This is a genomic window from Moellerella wisconsensis (assembly GCF_022592395.1).
GTDB classification, from domain to species: Bacteria; Pseudomonadota; Gammaproteobacteria; order Enterobacterales; family Enterobacteriaceae; genus Moellerella; species Moellerella wisconsensis.
The window spans coordinates 2,406,031-2,428,260 of record NZ_CP093242.1 but is presented as its reverse complement, the minus strand read 5'-3'; the positions used below and the strand labels follow the sequence as shown (position 1 = coordinate 2,428,260).

19 protein-coding genes are annotated in these 22,230 nt (G+C 33.8%); 16 read left to right on the top strand and 3 right to left on the bottom strand.

The window, feature by feature from the left end; genetic code table 11:
• Positions 1 to 3: 3 nt before the first annotated feature.
• The 13 genes from tssE to MNY66_RS10595 all read left to right on the top strand — a co-directional run bounded on the left by tssE (position 4) and on the right by MNY66_RS10595 (position 14,777).
• Entirely contained in the window at positions 4 to 429 is a 426-nt protein-coding gene (gene tssE / locus MNY66_RS10655) for a type VI secretion system baseplate subunit TssE (RefSeq protein WP_053907957.1), read from the top strand.
• Positions 419 to 2,191 carry a type VI secretion system baseplate subunit TssF gene (tssF, locus tag MNY66_RS10650; RefSeq protein WP_241500819.1) on the top strand — a complete coding sequence of 591 codons (1,773 nt, stop codon included), beginning with the start codon at positions 419 to 421 and terminating at the stop codon, positions 2,189 to 2,191. Before tssE ends, tssF begins: the two co-directional genes overlap by 11 nt.
• Complete coding sequence (locus MNY66_RS10645) at positions 2,164 to 3,072, top strand: type VI secretion system baseplate subunit TssG (protein ID WP_241500818.1); 909 nt, start codon at positions 2,164 to 2,166, stop codon at positions 3,070 to 3,072. The genes tssF and MNY66_RS10645 overlap by 28 nt, the downstream gene beginning before the upstream one ends.
• 193 nt (positions 3,073 to 3,265) lie before the next feature.
• On the top strand, positions 3,266 to 4,222 hold the full coding sequence (locus MNY66_RS10640) for an FHA domain-containing protein (protein ID WP_241500817.1): 957 nt from the start codon (positions 3,266 to 3,268) through the stop codon (positions 4,220 to 4,222).
• A complete protein-coding gene (gene tssJ / locus MNY66_RS10635) occupies positions 4,219 to 4,689 on the top strand; it encodes a type VI secretion system lipoprotein TssJ (RefSeq protein ID WP_241500816.1) in 471 nt (156 codons plus the stop codon). The genes MNY66_RS10640 and tssJ overlap by 4 nt, the downstream gene beginning before the upstream one ends.
• 10 nt (positions 4,690 to 4,699) lie before the next feature.
• Positions 4,700 to 6,016, top strand: a complete 1,317-nt coding sequence (gene tssK, locus MNY66_RS10630; RefSeq protein ID WP_241500815.1) for a type VI secretion system baseplate subunit TssK — start codon at positions 4,700 to 4,702, stop codon at positions 6,014 to 6,016.
• 6 nt (positions 6,017 to 6,022) lie between these two features.
• Entirely contained in the window at positions 6,023 to 6,814 is a 792-nt protein-coding gene (gene icmH, locus MNY66_RS10625) for a type IVB secretion system protein IcmH/DotU (RefSeq protein WP_241500814.1), read from the top strand.
• A gap of 30 nt (positions 6,815 to 6,844) precedes the next feature.
• Positions 6,845 to 10,204 carry an ImcF-related family protein gene (locus MNY66_RS10620; protein WP_241500813.1) on the top strand — a complete coding sequence of 1,120 codons (3,360 nt, stop codon included), beginning with the start codon at positions 6,845 to 6,847 and terminating at the stop codon, positions 10,202 to 10,204.
• Positions 10,194 to 10,802, top strand: coding sequence for a serine/threonine-protein kinase (locus MNY66_RS10615; protein WP_241500812.1), 609 nt, complete (start codon positions 10,194 to 10,196; stop codon positions 10,800 to 10,802). The genes MNY66_RS10620 and MNY66_RS10615 overlap by 11 nt, the downstream gene beginning before the upstream one ends.
• A gap of 82 nt (positions 10,803 to 10,884) precedes the next feature.
• Complete coding sequence (locus tag MNY66_RS10610) at positions 10,885 to 12,864, top strand: type VI secretion system Vgr family protein (RefSeq protein ID WP_047257099.1); 1,980 nt, start codon at positions 10,885 to 10,887, stop codon at positions 12,862 to 12,864.
• Positions 12,865 to 12,873: 9 nt separating this feature from the next.
• The gene (locus MNY66_RS10605; protein WP_053907967.1) at positions 12,874 to 13,458 is read left to right on the top strand and encodes a DUF6931 family protein; all 585 of its coding nucleotides are present in this window, start codon (positions 12,874 to 12,876) and stop codon (positions 13,456 to 13,458) included.
• Positions 13,458 to 13,754, top strand: a complete 297-nt coding sequence (locus MNY66_RS10600; protein WP_047257097.1) for a PAAR domain-containing protein — start codon at positions 13,458 to 13,460, stop codon at positions 13,752 to 13,754. Before MNY66_RS10605 ends, MNY66_RS10600 begins: the two co-directional genes overlap by 1 nt.
• 81 nt (positions 13,755 to 13,835) lie before the next feature.
• Complete coding sequence (locus tag MNY66_RS10595; protein ID WP_241500811.1) at positions 13,836 to 14,777, top strand: hypothetical protein; 942 nt, start codon at positions 13,836 to 13,838, stop codon at positions 14,775 to 14,777.
• A 138-nt stretch (positions 14,778 to 14,915) separates the two neighbouring features.
• Here the strand turns inward: MNY66_RS10595 and ung are convergent, their stop codons facing one another.
• Positions 14,916 to 15,602: a uracil-DNA glycosylase gene (gene ung, locus MNY66_RS10590; RefSeq protein WP_241500810.1), complete on the bottom strand. Its 687-nt coding sequence runs from the start codon at positions 15,600 to 15,602 to the stop codon at positions 14,916 to 14,918.
• Between the two features lie 349 nt (positions 15,603 to 15,951).
• On the opposite strand from ung, the gene grcA reads away from it, so the two are divergent.
• Both grcA and MNY66_RS10580 read left to right on the top strand, forming a co-directional pair.
• Positions 15,952 to 16,335, top strand: coding sequence for an autonomous glycyl radical cofactor GrcA (grcA, locus tag MNY66_RS10585; RefSeq protein WP_047257094.1), 384 nt, complete (start codon positions 15,952 to 15,954; stop codon positions 16,333 to 16,335).
• 168 nt (positions 16,336 to 16,503) lie between these two features.
• On the top strand, positions 16,504 to 17,814 hold the full coding sequence (locus MNY66_RS10580; protein WP_241500809.1) for a Tle-like phospholipase domain-containing protein: 1,311 nt from the start codon (positions 16,504 to 16,506) through the stop codon (positions 17,812 to 17,814).
• 87 nt (positions 17,815 to 17,901) lie between these two features.
• On the opposite strand, the gene srmB is transcribed toward MNY66_RS10580, so the two are convergent.
• Positions 17,902 to 19,302 carry an ATP-dependent RNA helicase SrmB gene (gene srmB, locus MNY66_RS10575; RefSeq protein ID WP_241500808.1) on the bottom strand — a complete coding sequence of 467 codons (1,401 nt, stop codon included), beginning with the start codon at positions 19,300 to 19,302 and terminating at the stop codon, positions 17,902 to 17,904.
• A gap of 338 nt (positions 19,303 to 19,640) precedes the next feature.
• Between srmB and trmN the strand changes: the two genes are divergently transcribed.
• On the top strand, positions 19,641 to 20,378 hold the full coding sequence (gene trmN / locus MNY66_RS10570; RefSeq protein WP_241500807.1) for a tRNA(1)(Val) (adenine(37)-N(6))-methyltransferase TrmN: 738 nt from the start codon (positions 19,641 to 19,643) through the stop codon (positions 20,376 to 20,378).
• Positions 20,379 to 20,503: 125 nt separating this feature from the next.
• Here the strand turns inward: trmN and nadB are convergent, their stop codons facing one another.
• A complete protein-coding gene (gene nadB, locus MNY66_RS10565; protein WP_241500806.1) occupies positions 20,504 to 22,105 on the bottom strand; it encodes an L-aspartate oxidase in 1,602 nt (533 codons plus the stop codon).
• Positions 22,106 to 22,230: the final 125 nt, after the last annotated feature.

The window sequence follows — 22,230 nt, the reverse complement described above, 5'->3', positions numbered from 1 at the left end:
ATAATGGGATTAATTAATCGTTTATTAACAGGCAAAAAAAGTACGGCACAAGATGAAATTAGAAATGAAATTATCGAGAATATTTCTCATCTGATTAATGCAAAGGCACCTATTTGGTCAGAAAAAAATTTATCTCCAATATTAAGCCGTAGTATCGTAAATTATGGAATTAATAATCCAGCCAGATCACAGGGTAAATATAACGGTGGGGTTATTATTAAGGAAATAGAGCAATTGCTAGAATATTTCGAGCCTCGATTTTCATGGGTTCAGGTGGCTTTAGCAGAAGATGCATATAAAGAGAAATTATTAAGATTTATTATAAAAGCCGGATTAAAAGGGCATAATAATAGACATTTTATCACGTTAGATTCACAGCTTGATTTCAGTGCTAGCCAAATGGAAGTTATCGATTATTATGAAGAGTGAATCGATATTAGCTTATTTTGAAAAGCAAATAACCCATTTGCAGAATGAGCTATATAACTTTGCTAAGGAATATCCAGAGGCAGCCGATGCATTAGGGATTAATCATCAAGAAATTACCGATCCACAAATAAAATATTTAATTGATAGTGTCGCTTATCTTAATGCTAGAATTGAACAACGATTAGATGATCATTATCCTGAGTTTACAGAGCACATGTTAGGACTTATTTATCCTCATTATTTATGCCCAACCCCAGCAATATGTATGATGGAGTTTATCCCAGATGCAAAAATGATTGCAGGACAAAAAATTGCACAGGGAAGCTTATTCAGTGGTAACAATAAGCAAGGACAAGAAATTATATTTCGTCAAGCCACTGAAGTAACGATATATCCAATTGAATTAACTTCAGTTAGTTGGTTATCACCGCCATTTAGTCAGTACCCTACGGCTGCATGCGCTGTACAGTTAACTATTTCTTTGTTAGATAAAGGAAATAATATTTCTCAGTATAATATTTCTGAATTAAATCTTCATTTAAATGGTCATGATAATATCATTTGGCGTTTATATGATTTATTGTCATTAGATAGTATTGGTTTTGAAGTGAAAGCTAAAAATCATCAAACAAAACGAGTTAAATCAGCACTTGTTGCAGAAGATATCAGCCAGCTTGTTGCAAATAATAAAAATAATACCAGTTTCCCCGGCTGGACATTACTGCATGATGCCTTTCTATTCCCGGCAAGATATCTCTCTTTTAGATTAAATTTAGCTGAGAGTTTACAGAATATAAATGATCATGAATGTTCAATTATAATTTATTTCTCTTGCTGGCCCGATGAGCTAGTTAATCAGGTAAATAAAGACAATATAAGCTTATTTTCTTGCGCGGGAATAAATCTATTTCCTTATTTATCTGAACCTATGGCTGTTGATTTTACTAAAAAAAATTATAAATTGTTTTTAGATCCACAGAAAGACTTATTATTACATTCGATTGATAATGTACAAGATATTACTAGTGATTCACTATTTAATATTCCTCAATTATATCGCGAAAGCTATGATGAAATTAATCATCCTTCGAGCTTAGCTTATGACTGGAGATGGAATATTAGCCATCAAAAATCAGTAGGAATGGCAGAACTAAGTGTCTCGGGAAGTAATAATATCCAGGGAGGCACCCGGATATGGCAAATTAACGCACAGGTTACTCAGCATAAGCAAGCGACTGAAATGCATAAATACAGTGAGTTAAGTTCGATGGATACCCTTGGTTTTACTGGTAAACTTAAAATAAAAACTAAACCATTAATCGGCGAGATGATCCATCAAGATAGCGATGCAATATTGACTATCCTATCGCATTTTCGTGCTAATTTAACTAGCTTATTAGCGGCAGATAATCCTGCTGAAAAATTGCAGCAATGGTTATTACAGTATGATAGGCAATACAACCATCAATTGAAAACATTAATAAAAAGTATTCATCAGGTATCGTCTAAGCGATGTGTTTCTCCTGTAAAGATTGGGAAGAATAGATTATATTTTTCTGGTTTTAAAATAGTGGTGACATTAAATTTAACTGAGGATTGGGGCGGAGTTTCTTTTTTAGGACAAGTATTACAGCATTTTTTAGCTAGTTTAACAGATGATACAGTTTTTATTCAGTTAAGTATTCATACAGAAGGAGTTATACATAGAAAAATTGATTATTTAGGAAAAGTAGGATGCCAAACCATCACAGAAATAGTATAGAAATAGCGATAGATTTATTGATATCAAAATGGAAAAATAAATTAACAAAGACAGATGTTGATTTACCGAATAACTCTAACGAATTTAATCAAATTATTGAAGGAATATTGTCTGAGATTGATCGAGATAAAATTCAATCAATACCTGCATTAATGGGGTGTGAGGGAGTATTACCCAGAGAAATGTCTTTGGTCGGCATTAAATCATCATCTTCATATGATCATAAATCTGTAGAGGAATTTTTAACTATATTTGAAAAAATATATTTTAATTTGTTATTTAAAAGTCTGTTTAAATATGATTGGTGTCTTTTATATGATAAGAGAAAATATAGTCAGGAAATAGTGAAAATTAATCTTTTATTGAATGGTTTAGGTGGGAAGACCATTACTGAATGCCAAAGTTTAGATTATCGAGGTATTGGAATAGTAACACCAAACAATAAAAAAATAGCTCATTTAGCTCTTTGGTTAGAAAGTTATTTTAAAATTCCCATTAAATTAGAATATGCGGTCCCTCAAACTGTATTATTAGAGCATGAAAGTCTTACAAAATTGGGTCTAATTAATCATGTTTTAGGTGTGGATAGTTTATTAGGAAAGTATGGTTTTCAATATGCAGATAGAGTTAATGTTATTATAAATATAGAAACGGAAAAACAATATAGTGAATGGCTAAATGATCCGCAACGTATAAAACTAATCTATCAAACATCTAATTTTTATTTTAAAATGAATGTACAGATTAATATTAAGATGAACATATCTTCTGTTCTTATTGAAAAATTTTATAAAAATAATAGAGTTAGACAAAAAAGACAGTTGGCAGTTAATTGCTTTCTCGGCTTAATAAACAAGCAAAAAGTTCAAATCTCGTTATAAAAATCCTATTTAGATTATATTGATTGCTATTTATTAAAAATAGTCATTTTTTTATCTTTTTCCTTCTATTCTGATTTTAGACTAAATTTTTATTGAAATCTGCCGTAGTTATTATTAGCTAAATGAACTGAGTTATATAATAAATACAGAACTCATTTGTATAATATTAATTAAGATAAAAAGGTATGACATAATGGGATTGATCATTCGAATTATTAGCCATCCCGAAGGTGAATCCATACAGCAATGGCAATATAACCTCCCTGATGAAGGCGGTATCATTGGTCGTTCGATCGGCGTAAATTTACAGCTAAATGATAGTCATCGTACGATATCCGGTATCCATGCCACAATAAAAAAGAATGATCGAGGTTATCAACTTACAGATAATAGTACTAATGGAACCTTTATTAATAATGATGAATTTCCTTTAGGAAAGGATAATTCAATGATATTAAATGATGGTGATGTCATTAAAATTTCTGATTATCAATTATTAATATCTTGCTTTGAATTGAATAGTGACAATATAGATACCATAAGTAATAATGCGCCTCTTATTGACTCAGCAGTTAAGGTTAAAAATAATTTAGCAAAAAAAACACCTAGTTTAGGTAGTGGTTTATTTGAAGATGATCCATTTGAAGATAAAGTACCTAATCCATTATCATATAAAGATAATGCTGAAAGTATTGCTGACACTCTATATATGGATGCTAATATACGGGAAGATATATTTAATTATAAACCAGAAAATAGCATGGAAATACATTCTGTAGAACCTAAAGATAATGAAGGTATATTAAAAGATCCATTTTCTGTTTTAGATAATGAATATGTTAAATCTAAAGATCCGATAATGTTATTGTTTAATGATAGAAATATTTCTATATCTGAATTTATTAAAATGATAAATGAATCAATAGCAATTTCTGTTAATAAATTAATATTGGATTTATCGCCAGAGAATATTGAATCAACTTATTTTTCTATATTTAAACCCGGTTTTTTTAATTTAACTCCAGACTTTTGGAAGGCTTATAAAAGTTATTATTATCGACAAATGAAAAATGATAATTTACAGACTAATTTCACTTCATGCTTTCATAGTGAACTGTTATCTAAAATACTAGATAGAAATATACAATGATAAAAAAAATAAAAATCATTATTATTTTATTGGTTTCTGGATTGTTTATCTCAAGTTGTAGTCTAATTGATTTGTTTAGAACAGGCGGCATATTATTGGTTAGTATTAGGGCTGAAGATAATATTAATCCAACAATTAATAATCAACCAGCACCTGTAACACTAAGAATCTATCAATTAAAAGATAATGTGATTTTTGATGAAAGAAATTTCATTGAATTATATCATAAAGATGATGATTTATTAAAAAATGATTTGTTATCTAAACGGATTATTCCTAGTATATATCCATCTTCAGAAAAAGAAATTACATTACCTTTAATTGAAGGAACTCAATATATCGCTATTATTGTTGAATTTTCAAATTATAGAAGTTCAGCTAATAAAAAGAAAGTGCGTTTATATTCGTCGAAAGGAGCTAGAGTAGCAATTCATTTAGATGGAACTGTTGTGTCAATTAAAAATTAATGGTGAGAGAATGTATAATTTATTATCAGTTATTTGGCAAGAGGGAATGTTTCTTAATCCACAGCATTTTCAGCAAAATACTCATTATTTAGAGTCATATTGTCGCGAAGTTATTAAACAAAGCTTTCCTGAATACTATGGTATTAGTGAGTTGATAATTGATGATTCTCTATATCATATTGGAAAAGTTAAAGTTATTGCAGCTAAAGGTATTTTTCCAGATAGAACACCATTTATTTTAAATCATGCTATTACTTTAGATTTGATGCCAGAAGATAGTGGAAAAGTTATTTACTTGGCTATTCATCTTGAAGATATTAAAAAACAGCAAATTTCCACTACTCAGGAATTTCGTTATCTTAAAGTAGAGGAAAATATTATAGATAATAATAGAGTTGAGCGAGAATATTGTAATATAGAGTTGGCAAAGTTAAATATTTTTTTAATTAAACAGAATGATGAACTGGATAATTATGCATTATTACCTATTGTTAAGATCGAGAATGTTAATTCTGACAATAGTATTGTATTAGATAGAAACTATATTCCTTTATGTTTAAATACTAAAGTAAGTGGTTATTTAATACGCAGTATAGAAAATATATATTTTTTAGCTTCGGCTAAGTTAATAAAACTAGCTAATCGATTAAATAATAATGATCATAGTCATACTATAATAAGAACAAAAGATACTTTATGGTTTAATAGTTTAAATTCTGGGCTAACAATATTAGAGCAATATAAGGGAGTAAATAATATAACTTTAAAAGAATTATATTTTACTTTTATTTCTATAGCTAACTCTCTGCTTTCTTGTGAGTTTAAAATCGCTAAAAAGTATCCGGCTTGGAATATTATTAATAGAAATACTTTGCTAAATAATGTTATTGATGATCTTAATTATTATCTTAAAGATCGTCAAAATATTAGTTTGAGCGAAATAATTTTAGATTATCATTTATATACATCTCGACGATTAATCAGAGCCAATATTTTAAATAAATCTGAAATTTCACATTGTAAATTTATTTTAGAGATTGAATGTAAACGCAGTAAACTAGAACTGCGTGATAAATTACCGGCAATGTTGAAGATTGCTGGGAATAGTGATATCGCTGCTTGTGTTAACAATGGGCTTTCTGGTATAGATATTATTTTAATTGATCATTTTCCTGAAGAATTAACACCAAAAAATAATTGTTGTTATTTTGAATTAAATAAAAATTCAGAATTATGGAAAGTATGGAAAGAAAAAAATGAATTACTAGCAATACATATAGATAGTCAAGTTGAAGATATATTAATAAAATTATTTATAATTGGATAGAGATTGATGACCTATTTATTTAATGATAATAAAACTATTCGAGTAGAACGAGAGCGTGATAGCAGTATTAATTCATTTGAAATTACTAATATACCAAACTCATTAACTGATAACATTCAACCTATCGCATTGCCTTATGGTAATAAATTAATTGAAATTGCAACACCAATAATAATAACATATATTTATATAGTAAAAAAAAATAGACCTAAAGATATTACACAGTTTAGAAACTCAATATTAAAGAAAATAAATGAATTCATTCATTATGGTAAAACTTCTCGTTATCATGATAGTATTATAGAAAAAGCAGCCTTTATTTTTTGTGCTTCTTTTGATGAGTTAATATTAAATACAGCTTGGGGACAAGATTCTGGTTGGGAAAACTCCTCTTTATTAAGCTTGGTTTTTAATAGTAGAGAAGGTGGCGAATATTTCTTTGATTTTTTAGATAGTGCCTATAGAAAACCGGATTTATTAACTGATTTTCTTGAACTTCAATATTATATTTTATCTTTAGGATTTAAAGGTAAGTATCTGCACGATAATAATCGGTTAGCAAATATCTATCATTCTGTTTATCTTAAATTAAACATGTCAGTAGTAGTTAAAATAAAAAAAACATCTAGAAAAATAACATTAACTAGAAATAAACTATATCCTAGAAATATATTTAATTATAAATTAATAACAACATTTTTAATTTTATTATTTTTCATTATGATTGGTATCTCAGAGTATGGTTATTATTATCTTAGTCAAGATGTTATTAGTTTAATTAATAATGATATCAATTAAATTTTATCTGTTTTAGCAGAGTTTTATATTATGAAAAAAGTAATACTGTTATCATTGTTGTTTATTGCATTACAGGCACTTAACCTATTAGGCTGGTTTTTTTTAAGTGATAGTAATATTTATATCATAATGAATACTATATTCTCTGTATTAATAGTTATTTTTCTAGGTTATTTATTATCAAATATAAAATTCCCGCCGCGAAAGATAAAGGAACATATAGTATTTAATAAGATTATTAATGTTGCATTTAAGGAATTATTTAAAAATAATATATTTAAATCTAACTCTCATTATAGTAAAGCGTTTTTTTTATTAACAGGAGAAAGTAAAAGTGGAAAAACACAATATTTAATTGATAATGGATTTAAATTAATAAAATCAATATGTAATGAAAGTATTTCTCTGTGGTCAAGTTCTACAATGATCATTATTGAGGTTGAAGAAGTTAGTCATGCCCGTACTTTTAATCAAATAGTTACTATATTATTACGCTATCGTCCTAGAAAGGCTTTAGATGGTATTATATTTATTACCTCATGTAATTACTTGTTATCTTTAAATCAGAATGAACGTATAACATTGGGCGAATCTCGATTTAAGCTAATAAATAATATTAATATATTATCAGGGTTAAAGTTATCTGTTACCTTATTACATTCTCATTTGGATACTTTGACTGATTTTTATTCCTATATAACCTCAAATGAAAACGATAAAAATCTTGGTTTATTAGCTTGGGAAATAAATAATAATGATAGTTGTTTCTTTAATCGTGATTATGAAGAAAATATCAAAAGTATTTTATTTAATATAGTTAATCAACAATATCAACGATTAGATATGCAAAATAATAGTATAGGTATTGTTTCTTTTCCTTATCAATTTCAAATGTTATTATTATTACTTAAAGATTATTTTCAATCTATACAAGGTAATAAAAATCAAAATTTTTATATTTCACTTAATTATATTTCTTTTTATTGTCAAAAGCTCACTAATCCTAAATATGATTTATTATCAAAGAGCGCAAATGAAATATATGATGGAGTTATCTACAATAATAATACTAATATATTGCTTGAACGTTCTTTCTTTATGACAGGGATTTTAGAACATATAATTATAAAGTCTAAGCAGCAATCTAGCTTAAATAATTATCAGAATATAAAATATTACATTAGTAATTCGCTTATTATTATATTTATGATATTAGGAATGACTTTATTTGGCCGTCAATTACATAATAATTGGGAAATCAATGATCGCTGGATAGCACAAGTTAGTGATGAACTTGATTATTTCAATCGCGCTTTCCATCCTCATCTTAGTATTAATCATAAAATAAAGCTGCTAAATTCTATTCAAAATTTAGTTACACTGAGTGAAAGAAAATTAGCTTGGTATCATTATATTAGTTTTAATCAATCAAATATTAATCAGGAATTAGTAAAATTTAATCAACAGAAAATAGCTGAAATATTGTTACCTATTCTTGAGGGTATTTTAAAGAAAATTATGATTGATTCTTCTACGAGTGATGAAGCTAATTTATATCAAGCGATTTATCATTATAAAATGTTATATGATAAAACCCTATTTAATCCACAAAGTTTGTCATTTCATATTAGTAATAATGCCGATTTTTCTGATAGTGAAAGTTTAACTGAATTAATTCAGCTAATTGAAACAATGCCGATAAGAGTAATTGAAAAAAACTCTTCGCAAATTCCGTTTGATTTAATCAAAAGTTATGAATCTATGATTGATTCGACGCAGTTAGATAATATTCTCTATCAAAGAATCAAGCAGCGCCCAGAATTTAATCAGCAAATTTTATTGTCCCAGATTATTGGCCCTAATATTGATAGAGTTTTTTTATTGGCTGATACGGCATTAAATAAATCTACTATACCCTTTATTTTTACTAAGGAAGGCTATCAAGCGATCGATCTCTCGTCAAATTCTTCCTTACTGCGTGAGGAAATGATTAATATGAAAAAAATGAGAGGGGGATCTACCGAGGTAAATTTATTAGAATTAGCTAAAATGAGTCGTCGAATTAATACATTATATCTTTCTGAATACATTAAAGTATGGAAACAATTGATTTCAGTATTAAAAATTAAGCCAATTATTAGTCAAAGACAACTTGCAGAGACAATGAGCTTATTATCTGATCCTGATAATAATGTATTGGTCGATATGCTACAATTTATCTCAACAAATACATTACTCAATGAGGATAATACGCCAAATATTGCAGATGGAAAATCTGTATCAACACAATTAGGATTAATTAAAACTACCAAATTATTAAAAAAAGCTCAACGAGTTGAAGGCGCGATGGGTAATAAACTTCGTGAGTTACAGCCCGGTTATAGAGTTAATAAGTCATTCCAAGCATATCATGAGTTGATTAACGCTTCAGAGAATGGTGAATTACCGATTAATGAGTTACTTAATCAGTTTCATAGGTTATCCACGCTCTGGGAATATGATACAGCGCAAGCTACGGGAGATGATTTTTTCTATCAAATAGCAGTAGGGCATATAAATAAAACAGATGATATGCTATCAGGATTAAATACAACGATAAAAAAATATCCTGATCCTCTGCAACAGTGGACTAATCAGCTGGTTAATTATAATTGGCAATTTATTTTAAATGCAACTGCACATTATTTGGATAGCCGCTGGAAAAATGATGTTTATCCCGAATATCAACATAAAATATTGGGTCGCTTTCCATTCTCAGATTCTCCTCGTGATGTTTCCTTGACCGCATTGAATGATTTTTTTCAAGCTCAAGGAGTATTAAATGAATTTATGACATTATTATCACCATTTATTACTTATTCTAAAAAAATGATAGTGCTAAGAGTTAATGATGGTCAGAATTTAGCTTTATCCTCATATTTTATATCGCAGCTAAATACGGCAAAAAAAGTGCAATCAATCTTTTTCATCTCAGAAGATAATACTCAAGCTCAGGTTAATATTTCGATTAAACCTATTATGTTAACACCGAGCTTAACGGAAATTCAGTTATATGATAGTAAATTACGTTTTCGTTATCGCCATGGTCCACGTTTCTGGGATATTATTTCATGGCCCGAAATTGGATTAGATGGTGATTTATATTTAGGCTTTTATAAAGATAGTTTACAATTATATGCGAATAATTATCAAGGGCAATGGGGTGTTTTCCGGTTATTATTTAATAATGAAAAGAATACTAATGAAGGTGAGTTTCCGCGTATCGATTATAAAATAGATAAATATCAATTTTTATTTGAGTATCAAATAAATAATCAATCTATTGTAATATCACAACAATTATTTGAGCAACTATCGTTACCAATGACTATTTTAGCCAATGATAAATAACCAAATTAATAAATCACCTTATATTATATTTGATAAAAATAAACGTTATATTCGGCGTGTATTTTTAGATGATATTCAATATCAGCGTGAAGTTAATGCTCTTTTAGATTGTTATGATATCCGAGTACAACAGATTATTAGCTTTAATGATATTAAAAAAATAATTATTACTCGTTATTATCGACGATTACAACCATTTACTTTGCTAAAATACAGTGAGTTGAATTTTTTTATTGATAGCATAATTCCTATCATGGATATTATTACACATTGTCATTGCAGTGGTTGGTGCCATGGCGATATCAAACCAGCCAATATTTTGTATAACAATAGATTAAAAAGATATGTATTAATTGATTTTTCCGCTGCATTACCGTTAGGTTATCCACGTGATCAGTTGAACAACTGGCAATATACTGAATATTACGCTTCTACTAACCAGCAACGAGGTGTGAATATGGTTGCTAGTTCCGATGATTGGTATTCATTATGGGTATGGATTAGCACTATAAACTTAGATTATTGTAGTAAACGTGAAAAGATAAAAATAATGACCCTAAAAGATAAATTAATGGAGCTGATTGAACATTCAATTTAATAAAAAACAGACTATTTACTTCATATTTTACTCAATAAATCAGATAGCATAATCTTATTATGTAATAACGTGAGGTGAGTTTATGGATGAACTCGAATATAAAGCACGACCATTATTTGTGACTATAGATAATCAGCATTATGTTGCAAGTAATATGGAGTGTAATGAGCGGCTATCAGGAACATTGAGTATAGTGATTGATGTTGTTTCTAATAGCCAGTTAACTATTGAATTACTTGGTAAAGTTATTAATATTTCATTTAATTCAATAGCAGAAAAACGTCATTTCTCGGCCATGATTAATAAAATATCGTTGACTCATTATCATGAAGAAAAAATGCAATATTTTTATCGTATTTCTGCTTGTGATATTTTAACTTTATTATCTCAAGGAAGTAAACGGCGAGTATTTCAGCAATTAACGAGTCAACAAATTATTGAAAAGGTAATTGCAGAAAATAACGCTAAACAACATGTATCATTTTCGCTTTCAAGCTCGGGAATTCAGCACGAATATTGTTGCCAATTAGATGAAAGTGATGGTGATTTTATTCATCGTTTACTAGCAGCCGAAGGATGGAATTATTTTCATTCATTAGAGAGTAAATCTGCGGGATTAATCATTATTGATCAACCGCAGAAACTACCAGCGTTAGCTACGGAACAATTGGCATATAGTAAGAAAAATAATAAGTTAAATTGTATTAGTGACTGGTGCAGTAGCCATGAATTAAGTCATTTCTCTGTCAGTTTCCATGATTATATTGCAGATAAAAATGAAGATTATTTTTCAACAGAAAAATCCAAAGTGTCCGGAAAGACACAGTTAAAACATGAGTTCTATGCGCAAAATAGCCAAAATAAATCGATAGCTAAGAAATATGCACTATCTAAAATGGAAGCAGAGCATAGAAATCATCATCAATTTAGTGGTGGTTCGTCGGTATTATCGTTATCTTCTGGTGCGTTATTTTCTTTAGTCGATCATCCGAATAAAGCATCTAATGCCGATTATTATATCAGTACGATAACTCATTTTATTGCATGCAGTGAGTCGAACCAGCAAGTTCAATATCATAATAAGTTTGACTGTTTTCCAACGCATTGTCCTTATCATTTACATTATATTCCTAAGCCCGTCTGCCATGGATTACATAGTGCAGAAGTCACTGGCCCCGATAATACTGAAATATATCGTGATAAATTGGGACGTATCAAGGTCCACTTTCATTGGGATTTTCTACATCATGACCAGAAAAATGAATACAGTTCTTGCTGGTTAAACGTATTACAACCGATCGCTAGTAAAGGATTCGGATTGCAATTTTTGCCTCGAGTAGGAGATTCGGTATTAGTACAATTTATTAATGGTGATCCAGATAATCCAGTTGTAGTGGGATCATTTTATAATAATAGCTGTCAATTACCCTTTGATTCACCTTCGTGTAGTGGTTTTAAAAGTTTATCTACACCGAATGGAAAATATAATGAAGGTAATGAGCTGAGTTTTGAAGATAAGAAAGATCATGAATTAATTCGGTTATCAGCACAGAAAGATCTACAGATCCTCAGTAAAAATAATTTTAATATTAATATTAAAGGACTACTGAATACTGAAATTGATAAAACAGCCACACTGTACAGTAAAGAGCAATTTAATATTAAAAGCGATAAAATATTACAACTCACCAGCCTCGATAATTTTAATATTGATAGCCAAAAATCGATTTCTTTAGCTGCTAAAAAAGATATTCAAATTAAAGCTGTTAATAATGCTTTGCTAGAAGCAAATGTAATTACGTTGAGCGGAAAATCAGAGATTAAATTAAAAGTTGGAGCTAGTCAGATTACGATCTCTCCTTCTGAAATTACTATTGAATCACCACAAATAAAAATTAATGGTAAAGCTAAAGTCTGTGTGCAATCAGCTATGACAGAGATTAATTCGCAGGCTAAAACTCAATTATCTGGCGCTATTGTTTCTATTAACGGCTCGGCAATGACTGAAGTTAAAGCGGGAGCAATGGTGCAAATACAAGGTGCAATTACCAAAATTAATTAGGAGCTCAATATGGAATTAATAAAAATCCCTTATAAGCAGGTTAATGACATCTTAATTAAATTTGCGCCAGATAAGGAATTGTTAGTTATTGCTAAAGAGTATGCAGCGCCATTAGCGTTTATTAATCAGCTAAATACATTAGCTCGTCATACTGATTTAGTGCTGTTTTTGGCCCATGCGTTACCGGTAAGGGAGTCAGTATGGTGGGCATGTTGTTGTAGTCAATTAATTCATTCATGGCAGGATAATGAACATAAAGCCTTGCAAGCAGCTCAAATGTGGGTGCGCTATGGAGATGAAAAGTGTCGGCAATTAGCCGGTAATGCGGTCACAAGCTCTGGATTGGATACGGGGGCAGGATGGGTTGCGCAAGCTGCATTTTGGAGCGGTGGAAGCATGTTGGATAGCACTCAACCGGCGGTAGCTCCACCGCAATTTTTGTATGCACAAGCAGTAGCTGGGGCGATTAATTTAATGGTGGCACTATCTGATAATGAGCAGGAAAGCTCGTTATATTTGCCCGTAATCGAGATTGCGTTAGATATCGCTAAAGGTGGTAACGGAACCGCCGCTATAGATCAAGGGCGTGTCTAATGCTACCTGCTGCAAGAATGACCGATATGCATTTGTGCCCAATGGTTACTCCGGCACCTGTGCCGATACCGCATGTTGGCGGGCCAATATTACCGCTGCCAGTAACCGTATTGATTGGCGCAATACCGGCGGCAACCGTGGGGCAAATGTGTCTTTGTGTTGGTGTCCCTGATAGCATCGTAAAAGGCAGTATGACGGTATTAATCAATCAAAAACCGGCTGCAAGGATGGGGGATTTAACCGCACATGGTGGCACAATTATTATGGGATTGCCGAGTGTATTAATAGGTGGCTAATAGCAAAATAGCGACCCTGTAGTTCATCTAATTATTATAGATATTGAAACGGAATTTTATTAACAAAAAAAGGAAAAATACATGGGTATCGAGTCGATGTTATTAGACCAAGTTAATTCAGATAATGGCCAAAAAGCCTTTGATTACGGTCTTGATTATGGTTTAGCGAATAAACCTATGCAGTTGCTAGATGAAAAAATGATGCAGTTGGAACGTTCCCAGCTAGTGGAGTCGGTTAAGGCTATGTATTCGACGCATATTTCAAAAGCGGTAAGTTCTAAAATGCATTCTATGGTAACTCCTAGCATGGGGCAGCAGCAATTTAGTCAATTAAATTCAGGGGCAACCAGTGGACAAGATTTTTTAGATAAAGCGGGCGATTTATATAATGAAGGGCGTAGCGGTTTATTATATCGCATGAAACGTAGTGGCTTAGATAAATTTCGTTCTAAAGTAGTTAAGGATTTACATAATCGAATTTTAATGCCATTAGACTTTATTCCTGATGGCGGGATCAGTAAAAAAGTCGCCACGATGGCGCATAAAGTTATTATGAAACGTCAAGGAATGGTCAAATCACGAAAGAAAAATATGTACACTAAAAATAAAGCTGAAGTGGTGACTAAGTTAGGCGAAAATGAAGCTCAGCGTAAAGCGGCAAAATGGCAAGCTAAGTGTATCGGTGGAGTTGGTGAAGATTTACAGCGTAACCTATTCAAATTAAAACAAGCTGCTTCGTTATTAAATCAACGAGATACTGATTTAAAAAAGAAAAAAACGCGGGTCATGGATGGGATGCAATCTACTGTATCTTCTGCAGATATGATGCAGGTAAAGAATAGTTTGAGTGATTTAAGTATGAGTTATCATGAAACTCAACATTATATTGAGAAAGTCACCGCAATGTGTGTGCTACTGGATGCGGCAAGTAATGAAATCAAAGCGCATATGGATAATTTAAATCAATTATTGGAAACTACCAAGGGTGATATTCTGTCAGAGGGTGATTATTTTTACAAATAACCCCCGGAAAATTAATTGGCTAGCGAGTGGCTTAGGTTATAAGAAATAAATCGAGATAAATAGAGCATGCTTTCATACTGGCGGTATCAAACCGCCAGTATATTTATACGACTAATCAAATAGCATCAGTAAATTTAACTATTCAGTGATAGGTAAATCAGGTTGCCAGTTAATGGGATTTAGCCCTTGTTGCTGTAAAATTTGATTGGTTTGCGAAAAATGTCCACAACCTAAAAATCCACGATAGGCCGAGAGCGGAGAGGGATGCGGAGCCTTAAGGATATGATGTTTATGGCTATCAATGAAGCGGCCTTTCTTTTGGGCATGAGACCCCCAGAGTAAAAATATTACACCATTGCGTTGCTGATTAATTTCATTAATTATCTTGTCAGTGAAGGTTTCCCAGCCTAAATGCGCATGAGAGTGCGCTTTGCCTTTCTCAACGGTTAGTACCGTGTTTAATAATAAAACACCTTGGCGTGCCCAGCTTTCTAAATAGCCGTGTGTAGGGCGAGTAAAACCGGCAATATCTTTTTCTAGCTCTTTATACATATTGACCAAAGAGGGGGGCGCAGGTACTCCCGGGCGTACAGAAAAAGATAATCCGTGAGCTTGATCTGGCCCATGATAGGGATCTTGCCCGAGAATAACCACTTTGATATCGTTTAATGCGGTATATTTGAAGGCGTTAAACACATCTTCTGCTGGTGGATAAATTATTTTACCTTGTTGGCGCTCATTGGCGACAAAAGACAGCGTTTCGGTAAAGTAAGCTTGTTGCTGTTCACGGCCTATAATATCGTCCCAAGTTATTTCATTAGACATACGTCATCCATTCTATTGATATTCTGCCGCTAAGCTTACTGTGTCCTGCCACGGAGATAAAGTTGCAGCGTGTTTTGTTTATATTTTTTATTACTTTCTTTATATCTAGCATTCAACTTTTTTTGAAAATTTACAATAATTTTCGTAAGAAGCATCAAATGCAATTTTGATTTAAATCATGCTCTTGCGCTAGGTCACTAAAGTGATGACGGGTATTTGTTGATTAATATCAAAGAAAGTAGGGGTTTTAACTGTTATATAATATAAAGAAACATTGGTTAGACCAAATATCCAATGAATAATCAAATGAAGAGATTGATATAAATCTCTAACGAACGTGGAGGTTGGCATGATTACAGGTATTCAAATTACTAAAGCAAATAATGCAGCGTTATTAAATTCATTCTGGTTGCTGGATGACGAGAAAAACGAAGCACGTTGTATTTGTGCGAAAGAAGGTTACGATGAAGGTCAAGTCGTGGCTAAAAATACACTGGGCGAGTTCGAATATCGTGAAGTTCCGTTGGAAATGAAACCAACAGTACGCGTTGAAGGTGGTCAGCATCTTAATGTTAACGTTTTAAGCCGTGAAACGTTAGAAGATGCGGTTAATAACCCAGAAAAATACCCACAATTAACTATTCGTGTTTCTGGCTATGCAGTGCGTTTTAATTCACTGACTCCAGAACAACAACGTGACGTTATTACACGTACTTTCACTGAAAGTCTGTAATTCAGCACAAATAAATCCTACACAAGTCGGATAATTAGTACTTAATAATATTACCACCGTTCTTCATTGGACGGTGGTTTTTTAATGTATGCTGTTTTAATTTAATATTTACTCGTTAGTAAAAATTCTTTTTGATTAGGCCTGGCGACCTATGAGGAAAGAACCATCATGTATCAATATCACACCAATAATTTATCATTACCTGTTGAAGATCTGCCTGAAGCGCTCTCTGATGATGTATTGCGTGATTTTTATCTCCATCAATCGCAAAGTAGTTGTCAAATACAGCCATTATTAAGAGCGTTACCAGTAACCGAAATTGATTGGCCTGATGAGTTGATGGCTGAAGATTTTATTAGCCGATTATCACAACAAAAAGATTATAATTTGGCATTACTGGCTCAAGATAGCTATTTGGCTTTTAGTCTAGGGTTGCCAAATATTAATAGGCTTAATGATGAACAACTTGCACTCCTAGGGATTAATCAAACGGCACTGTATGATACCAATACCGGCTTTTCTGCCGCTATTTATCGCTATACTGACATGTACATTTTAAGTTTTACTGGCTCAAATGAATTAAAAGATCTTTATGCCAATATTCGCCAAGGATTGGGATTATATGAGCCACAATATTATCAAGCGATTGGTTTAGTTAATATATTAACTAAAATTGCATCGCATAAATTGATTTGTATTGGCCATTCACTCGGGGGAGGATTAGCTTCTGTCGCTGGACTGGCCGCAAATGCACCAACTATTACTTTTAGCCCTGCGGGGGTATCACGCCGGATGATTACGGCTATTGGGCTGAAAAGTGAAGATATTATTCGCCGAGTAAATGTAGGTAAACTGCGTTTTTATACGGTTAAACATGATTGGTTGGATTATTTTCAGCAAACCTTAGCCATTCCTAAAAGTGTTGGGCTGCGGATCTCTCTGCCTTACAGCCAATCCGAATCGTTATTGGATAGACTGCGGCCATCAAAAAGAATAGTGCGCTGTTTATTAGCGCATACAATACATAAAATTATTGAGGTAATGTCTTGGTATCAGCCGTGGCAATCGATACCTGGATTAAAATATGCTTATCAATCGTCAGAGAAGGATGTCACCCCGGTACAATCGTTCATCCCCGAGGAGATAATTAATGCCAATGAGCCTAGCATGAAATTGTATGCAACCTCGTTACACCAAGCCGCTAGTTGTGGTAATAGAGCTGATATTCAGCGTTTGTTATCTGCGGGGGCGCGGATTAATGATATTGATATTTATGGAAAAACAGCTTTGCATTATGCTCTAAATAGTCATGCGTTAAATGTTGCTGCTGATTTATTAGCTCACGGTGCTAATGGATTGATACGGGATGCACAGCAAATGACCGGGCACGATATTTTATCTCAGCATATTATTGGAAGTAAGTTATTAAATACAGAAAGCCAGTTATTGCGAGTTAAATTATTACAATTAATGAGCTAATTAAATAATGGCGCGGAATATATAAACATAAAAGCCAGTCATTAACTGACTGGCTTTTCACCGCGACTGTTATCGAGAATGGGCTAATTATTTAGCACGCTTTTTCTCTGTTGATGGCTTACTTGATGATTTAGTCGATGATTTAACTGATGGTTTTGGATTATCTGTTGCAGTATTTTCTGTATTAGCAGGAGTACGGCGTTTACCAATATTTTTACTGTCCCGATGACGGACTTTGACTTTTTTCTTCGACTCTTCTTGCTTTTTCTTCTCTTTACGTTTTTCGAGTACTTTCTTAGACGGTTTAGGATTATTCAGCATTTTATCTGAAGGCGCTTTAGTCGATGGACGTAATTCATCCACCACTCTAACTTTAATTTGCTCTTCGATATAACGAGTTACTTTACCGAATAATGGATAGTCATGTGCTTCAACTAACGAGATAGCAATACCTTTACGGCCAGCACGTGCTGTACGGCCAATACGGTGCAGATAGACATCTGCGGTACGAGGCAAATCAAAGTTAAATACGTGGCTAATGTTCTCGATATCTAATCCGCGAGATGCGATATCGGTAGCGACTAACACTTTGACTTGTCCACTATCCAGTCGTTTGATTGCATCAGTACGTTTTGCTTGAACCATTTCACCTTCAAGGTAGCTTGGTTCAATACCGGCGCTACGCAGCCATTGAACGACTTCACGCACACGTTCACGCTTACGAACAAAAACAATCGATTTAGTCACATCTTCTTGTTTGAGCAAATGGCACAGTAATGCCGTTTTGTGTTCAATGTTGTCAGCGCGATAATAAAATTGTTGGATTTTTTTGCGTTCACGACGTGAAGGATCGGCATCTATTTCTAATGGATTCTCCAGAATACGCTCAGCAAAATCGCGAACGGCATTGCCTTCCAAGGTGGCAGAAAACAGCATGGTCTGTTTGCGCCAACGAGTTTCACCAGCAATTGTCTCGATATCATTGGCAAATCCCATATCGAGCATACGGTCAGCTTCATCTAAGATCAGGATTTCGACCGCTCGGCAGTCAAAGTTTTCTTCTTTAATGTATTGCAGAAGCCGGCCTGTTGTCGCGACCACGATATCTTGATTTTCACTGAAAACTTCAGCGTGGTTCATATAAGCCACACCACCAGTGATAGTTGCGATATCAAGATGAGTGTAAGCAGAGAGTTCTCTTGCTTGTTCAGCGACTTGCATAGCAAGTTCACGGGTCGGAGTTAAAATCAATACCCGTGGTGGCCCAGATTTTTTACGCGGAAAATCGAGCAAATGTTGGATCGTTGGCAATAAAAAAGCCGCGGTTTTACCCGTGCCTGTAGGAGCCGAACCTAGAACATCACGGCCTTCCATTGCAGCAGGAATAGTTGCTGCTTGGATAACTGTGGGGCGTTGATAGCCTTTACCTGTCAGCGCATCAATTAGGCTTTCATCAAGTTCAAGTTCAGTAAAAGTTGTTGCAGTCATTATATACCTCTATTTGGGGCGCCGATTATAAACAGGTTATATGAATAGTTCACCTGAAAATATCTACCGTAGACGTTAGTGTACCTGTTTTGTGCTGTGTATGGGATCATTATTGAACGACTAAATGAGAATAACTGGAGGGATATAACCAGTGTATTCAGCCTATTTTCTGCCCATAATACAGTCACATGAATATAAAAGTGTAAAATTCATTCAACAATATTACCGCGTGTTGCTTCAATGATTTATTTTCTCTCTTTCAGCCGTGATATTTTTCTGGCATTTTGCTACTCTGCTCGGTTTGCTTGGCACGTTAACTGGATAAAAAGGATAAAATGATGGGGCAGACGGTTAAGCGATACCGTAAAGGTGGTTTCACATTTAAACAATTCTTTGTCGGGCATGACCGATGCGCCATGAAGGTTGGGACGGACGGTGTGTTACTTGGTGCATGGGCGCCGGTAGAGAATGCTTGTAAGGCACTAGATATTGGCTGTGGGAGCGGCTTAATCTCACTTATGCTAGCACAACGACAACCTAGATTGCATATTGATGCGATTGAATTAGATCCCGTAGCTGCTGAGCAAGCAGCTGAGAATTTTCAGGCCTCACCTTGGGCTGATAGGCTGCAAGTTTATGCTGAAAATGTGCTCGATTTTGTTCAACAGACGCAGAATAAATATGCGCTCATAGTGAGTAATCCACCGTATTTTGAACCGGCGGTCTCTTGCCGTGACTTGTATCGAGATCAAGCACGTTATACCGGCACATTGAATCATCAAAGTTTATTAATGTGCGCTAAAAAGCTATTAACGGCAGATGGCCTTTTTTGTGTGGTATTGCCGAGCGATGTCGCTGAAAATGTCGAGCAATTAGCCTTACAACAAGGGTGGTCAGTATTTCAACGTACTAATATTTCTGATAAATCGACGACGCCAATTCATCGTGTGTTATTAGCTTTTAGTCAACAGCCGACAGAAACGCTAATTGACTCTTTAGTGCTAAAACAGGATGACGGAAAAACCTATACTCCTCAATTTATTCAGTGGATTACTGATTTTTATGTAAATTATTGATTTGGTTTAATCTACTATTTTTTATCTATATTGTTAAAGCCCCCGGCGAGTTATCTATTATCTGTATATCCTCTAGGTATAACCGGAGGGAAGGCTTATGACTAAATCGTTAGCTCGGTATATTTTTAGGGTTTAAGGATAGTTGGCCCTGAATTTGGTTGTTGGTGTGGAAAATCGAGGTTGTAATGTAATCCTCGGCTTTCATGGCGTTTTAATGCGCAACGGATCATTAATTCGGCGACTAGTACCAAATTGCGTAATTCCAGTAAGTTATTTGAAATACGGAAATTAGCATAATAATCATGGATTTCTTGTTGCAATAAATGAATACGACGTAGCGCCCGTTCTAGTCGCTTAGTTGTTCGGACGATCCCCATATAATCCCACATGAATAGTCTTAATTCATGCCAGTTATGTTGTATGATAACTTGCTCATCTGAATTATGAACTCGGCTCTCATCCCATTCTGGTAATAAAGGTATTTCAGCAATATCCGCAATTTGTTGGTGGATATCTTCAGCTGCGGACCATCCATAAACTAAACATTCAAGTAATGAATTTGATGCCATACGATTCGCGCCGTGTAGGCCGGTATAGCTAGTTTCACCAATGGCATAAAGATGTGTAACATCAGTTTGCCCTGAGTGATTAACCATAACGCCTCCACAGGTGTAGTGCGCAGCCGGAACGATAGGAATGTGATCGTGAGTCAAATCTAATCCTAATGTTAGCAATTTTTCATAAATAGTTGGGAAGTGGCTCGTAATAAATTCTGCCGGTTTATGGCTAATATCAAGATACATACAATCAGCACCTAAGCGCTTCATTTCATGATCGATAGCACGAGCAACAATATCCCGAGGAGCCAGCTCTGCGCGTTTATCTATTTCAGTCATAAAGCGACTGCCATCTGGACGACGCAAATATGCGCCTTCTCCCCGTAAGGCCTCAGTTAATAGAAAATTTCTGGCTTGTGGATGAAATAAGCATGTGGGATGAAATTGATTAAACTCTAGGTTGGCTACCCTACAACCTAAACGCCATGCCATTGCAATGCCGTCACCGGAGGAAATATCGGGATTGGTAGTGTATTGATAGACTTTGGCGGCTCCACCGGTAGCTAATACCACAGTTTTAGCCCGGATTGTTACGACCTGCTCTTGCTGACGATCCCACACATAGGCGCCGACAACGCGAGCAGTGCCCGGTAGCCCAACTTTATCGGAGCGAATTAAATCAACAGCATTATAACGTTCTTTTACTGTAATGTTAGGGTGAGCCATTGCCTGTGCGACGAGTGTGGTTTCGACCTCTTTACCTGTCGCGTCAGCATGGTGCAAAATACGACGATGGCTATGTCCGCCTTCTTGAGTTAAATGATACTGTGTTGTGCCGCTATCGGTAATTTCCGTATCAAATAAAACCCCTTTTTTGATAAGCCACTGTACACAATTACGTGCATTAGAGGCGATAAATTCGACGGTTTCTTTATCACAAATACCACCACCTGCAATAAGGGTATCTTCAACGTGAGATTCGATACTATCAGTATCATCAAAAACAGCAGCAATTCCGCCTTGAGCATAGTATGATGCGCCTTCGCTTAGGTGACTTTTGCTAAGTAATGTAACTCGATGGAACGGTGCCAATCGTAAAGCCGTAGATAATCCGGCGACACCACTACCAATAATAAGCACGTCTGTGTAATGCTGTGTAATAGTCTTCATAGGTGTTTGCTTTTTTTAGTATAAATGAGAGGTTTCATGTTAGCCTATCATTTGGTGCAAAGCTATTTTGCGATATATACCTGTTATAACTCAAATTATCGGTAGCTAGGCTGCATTTTTAACAC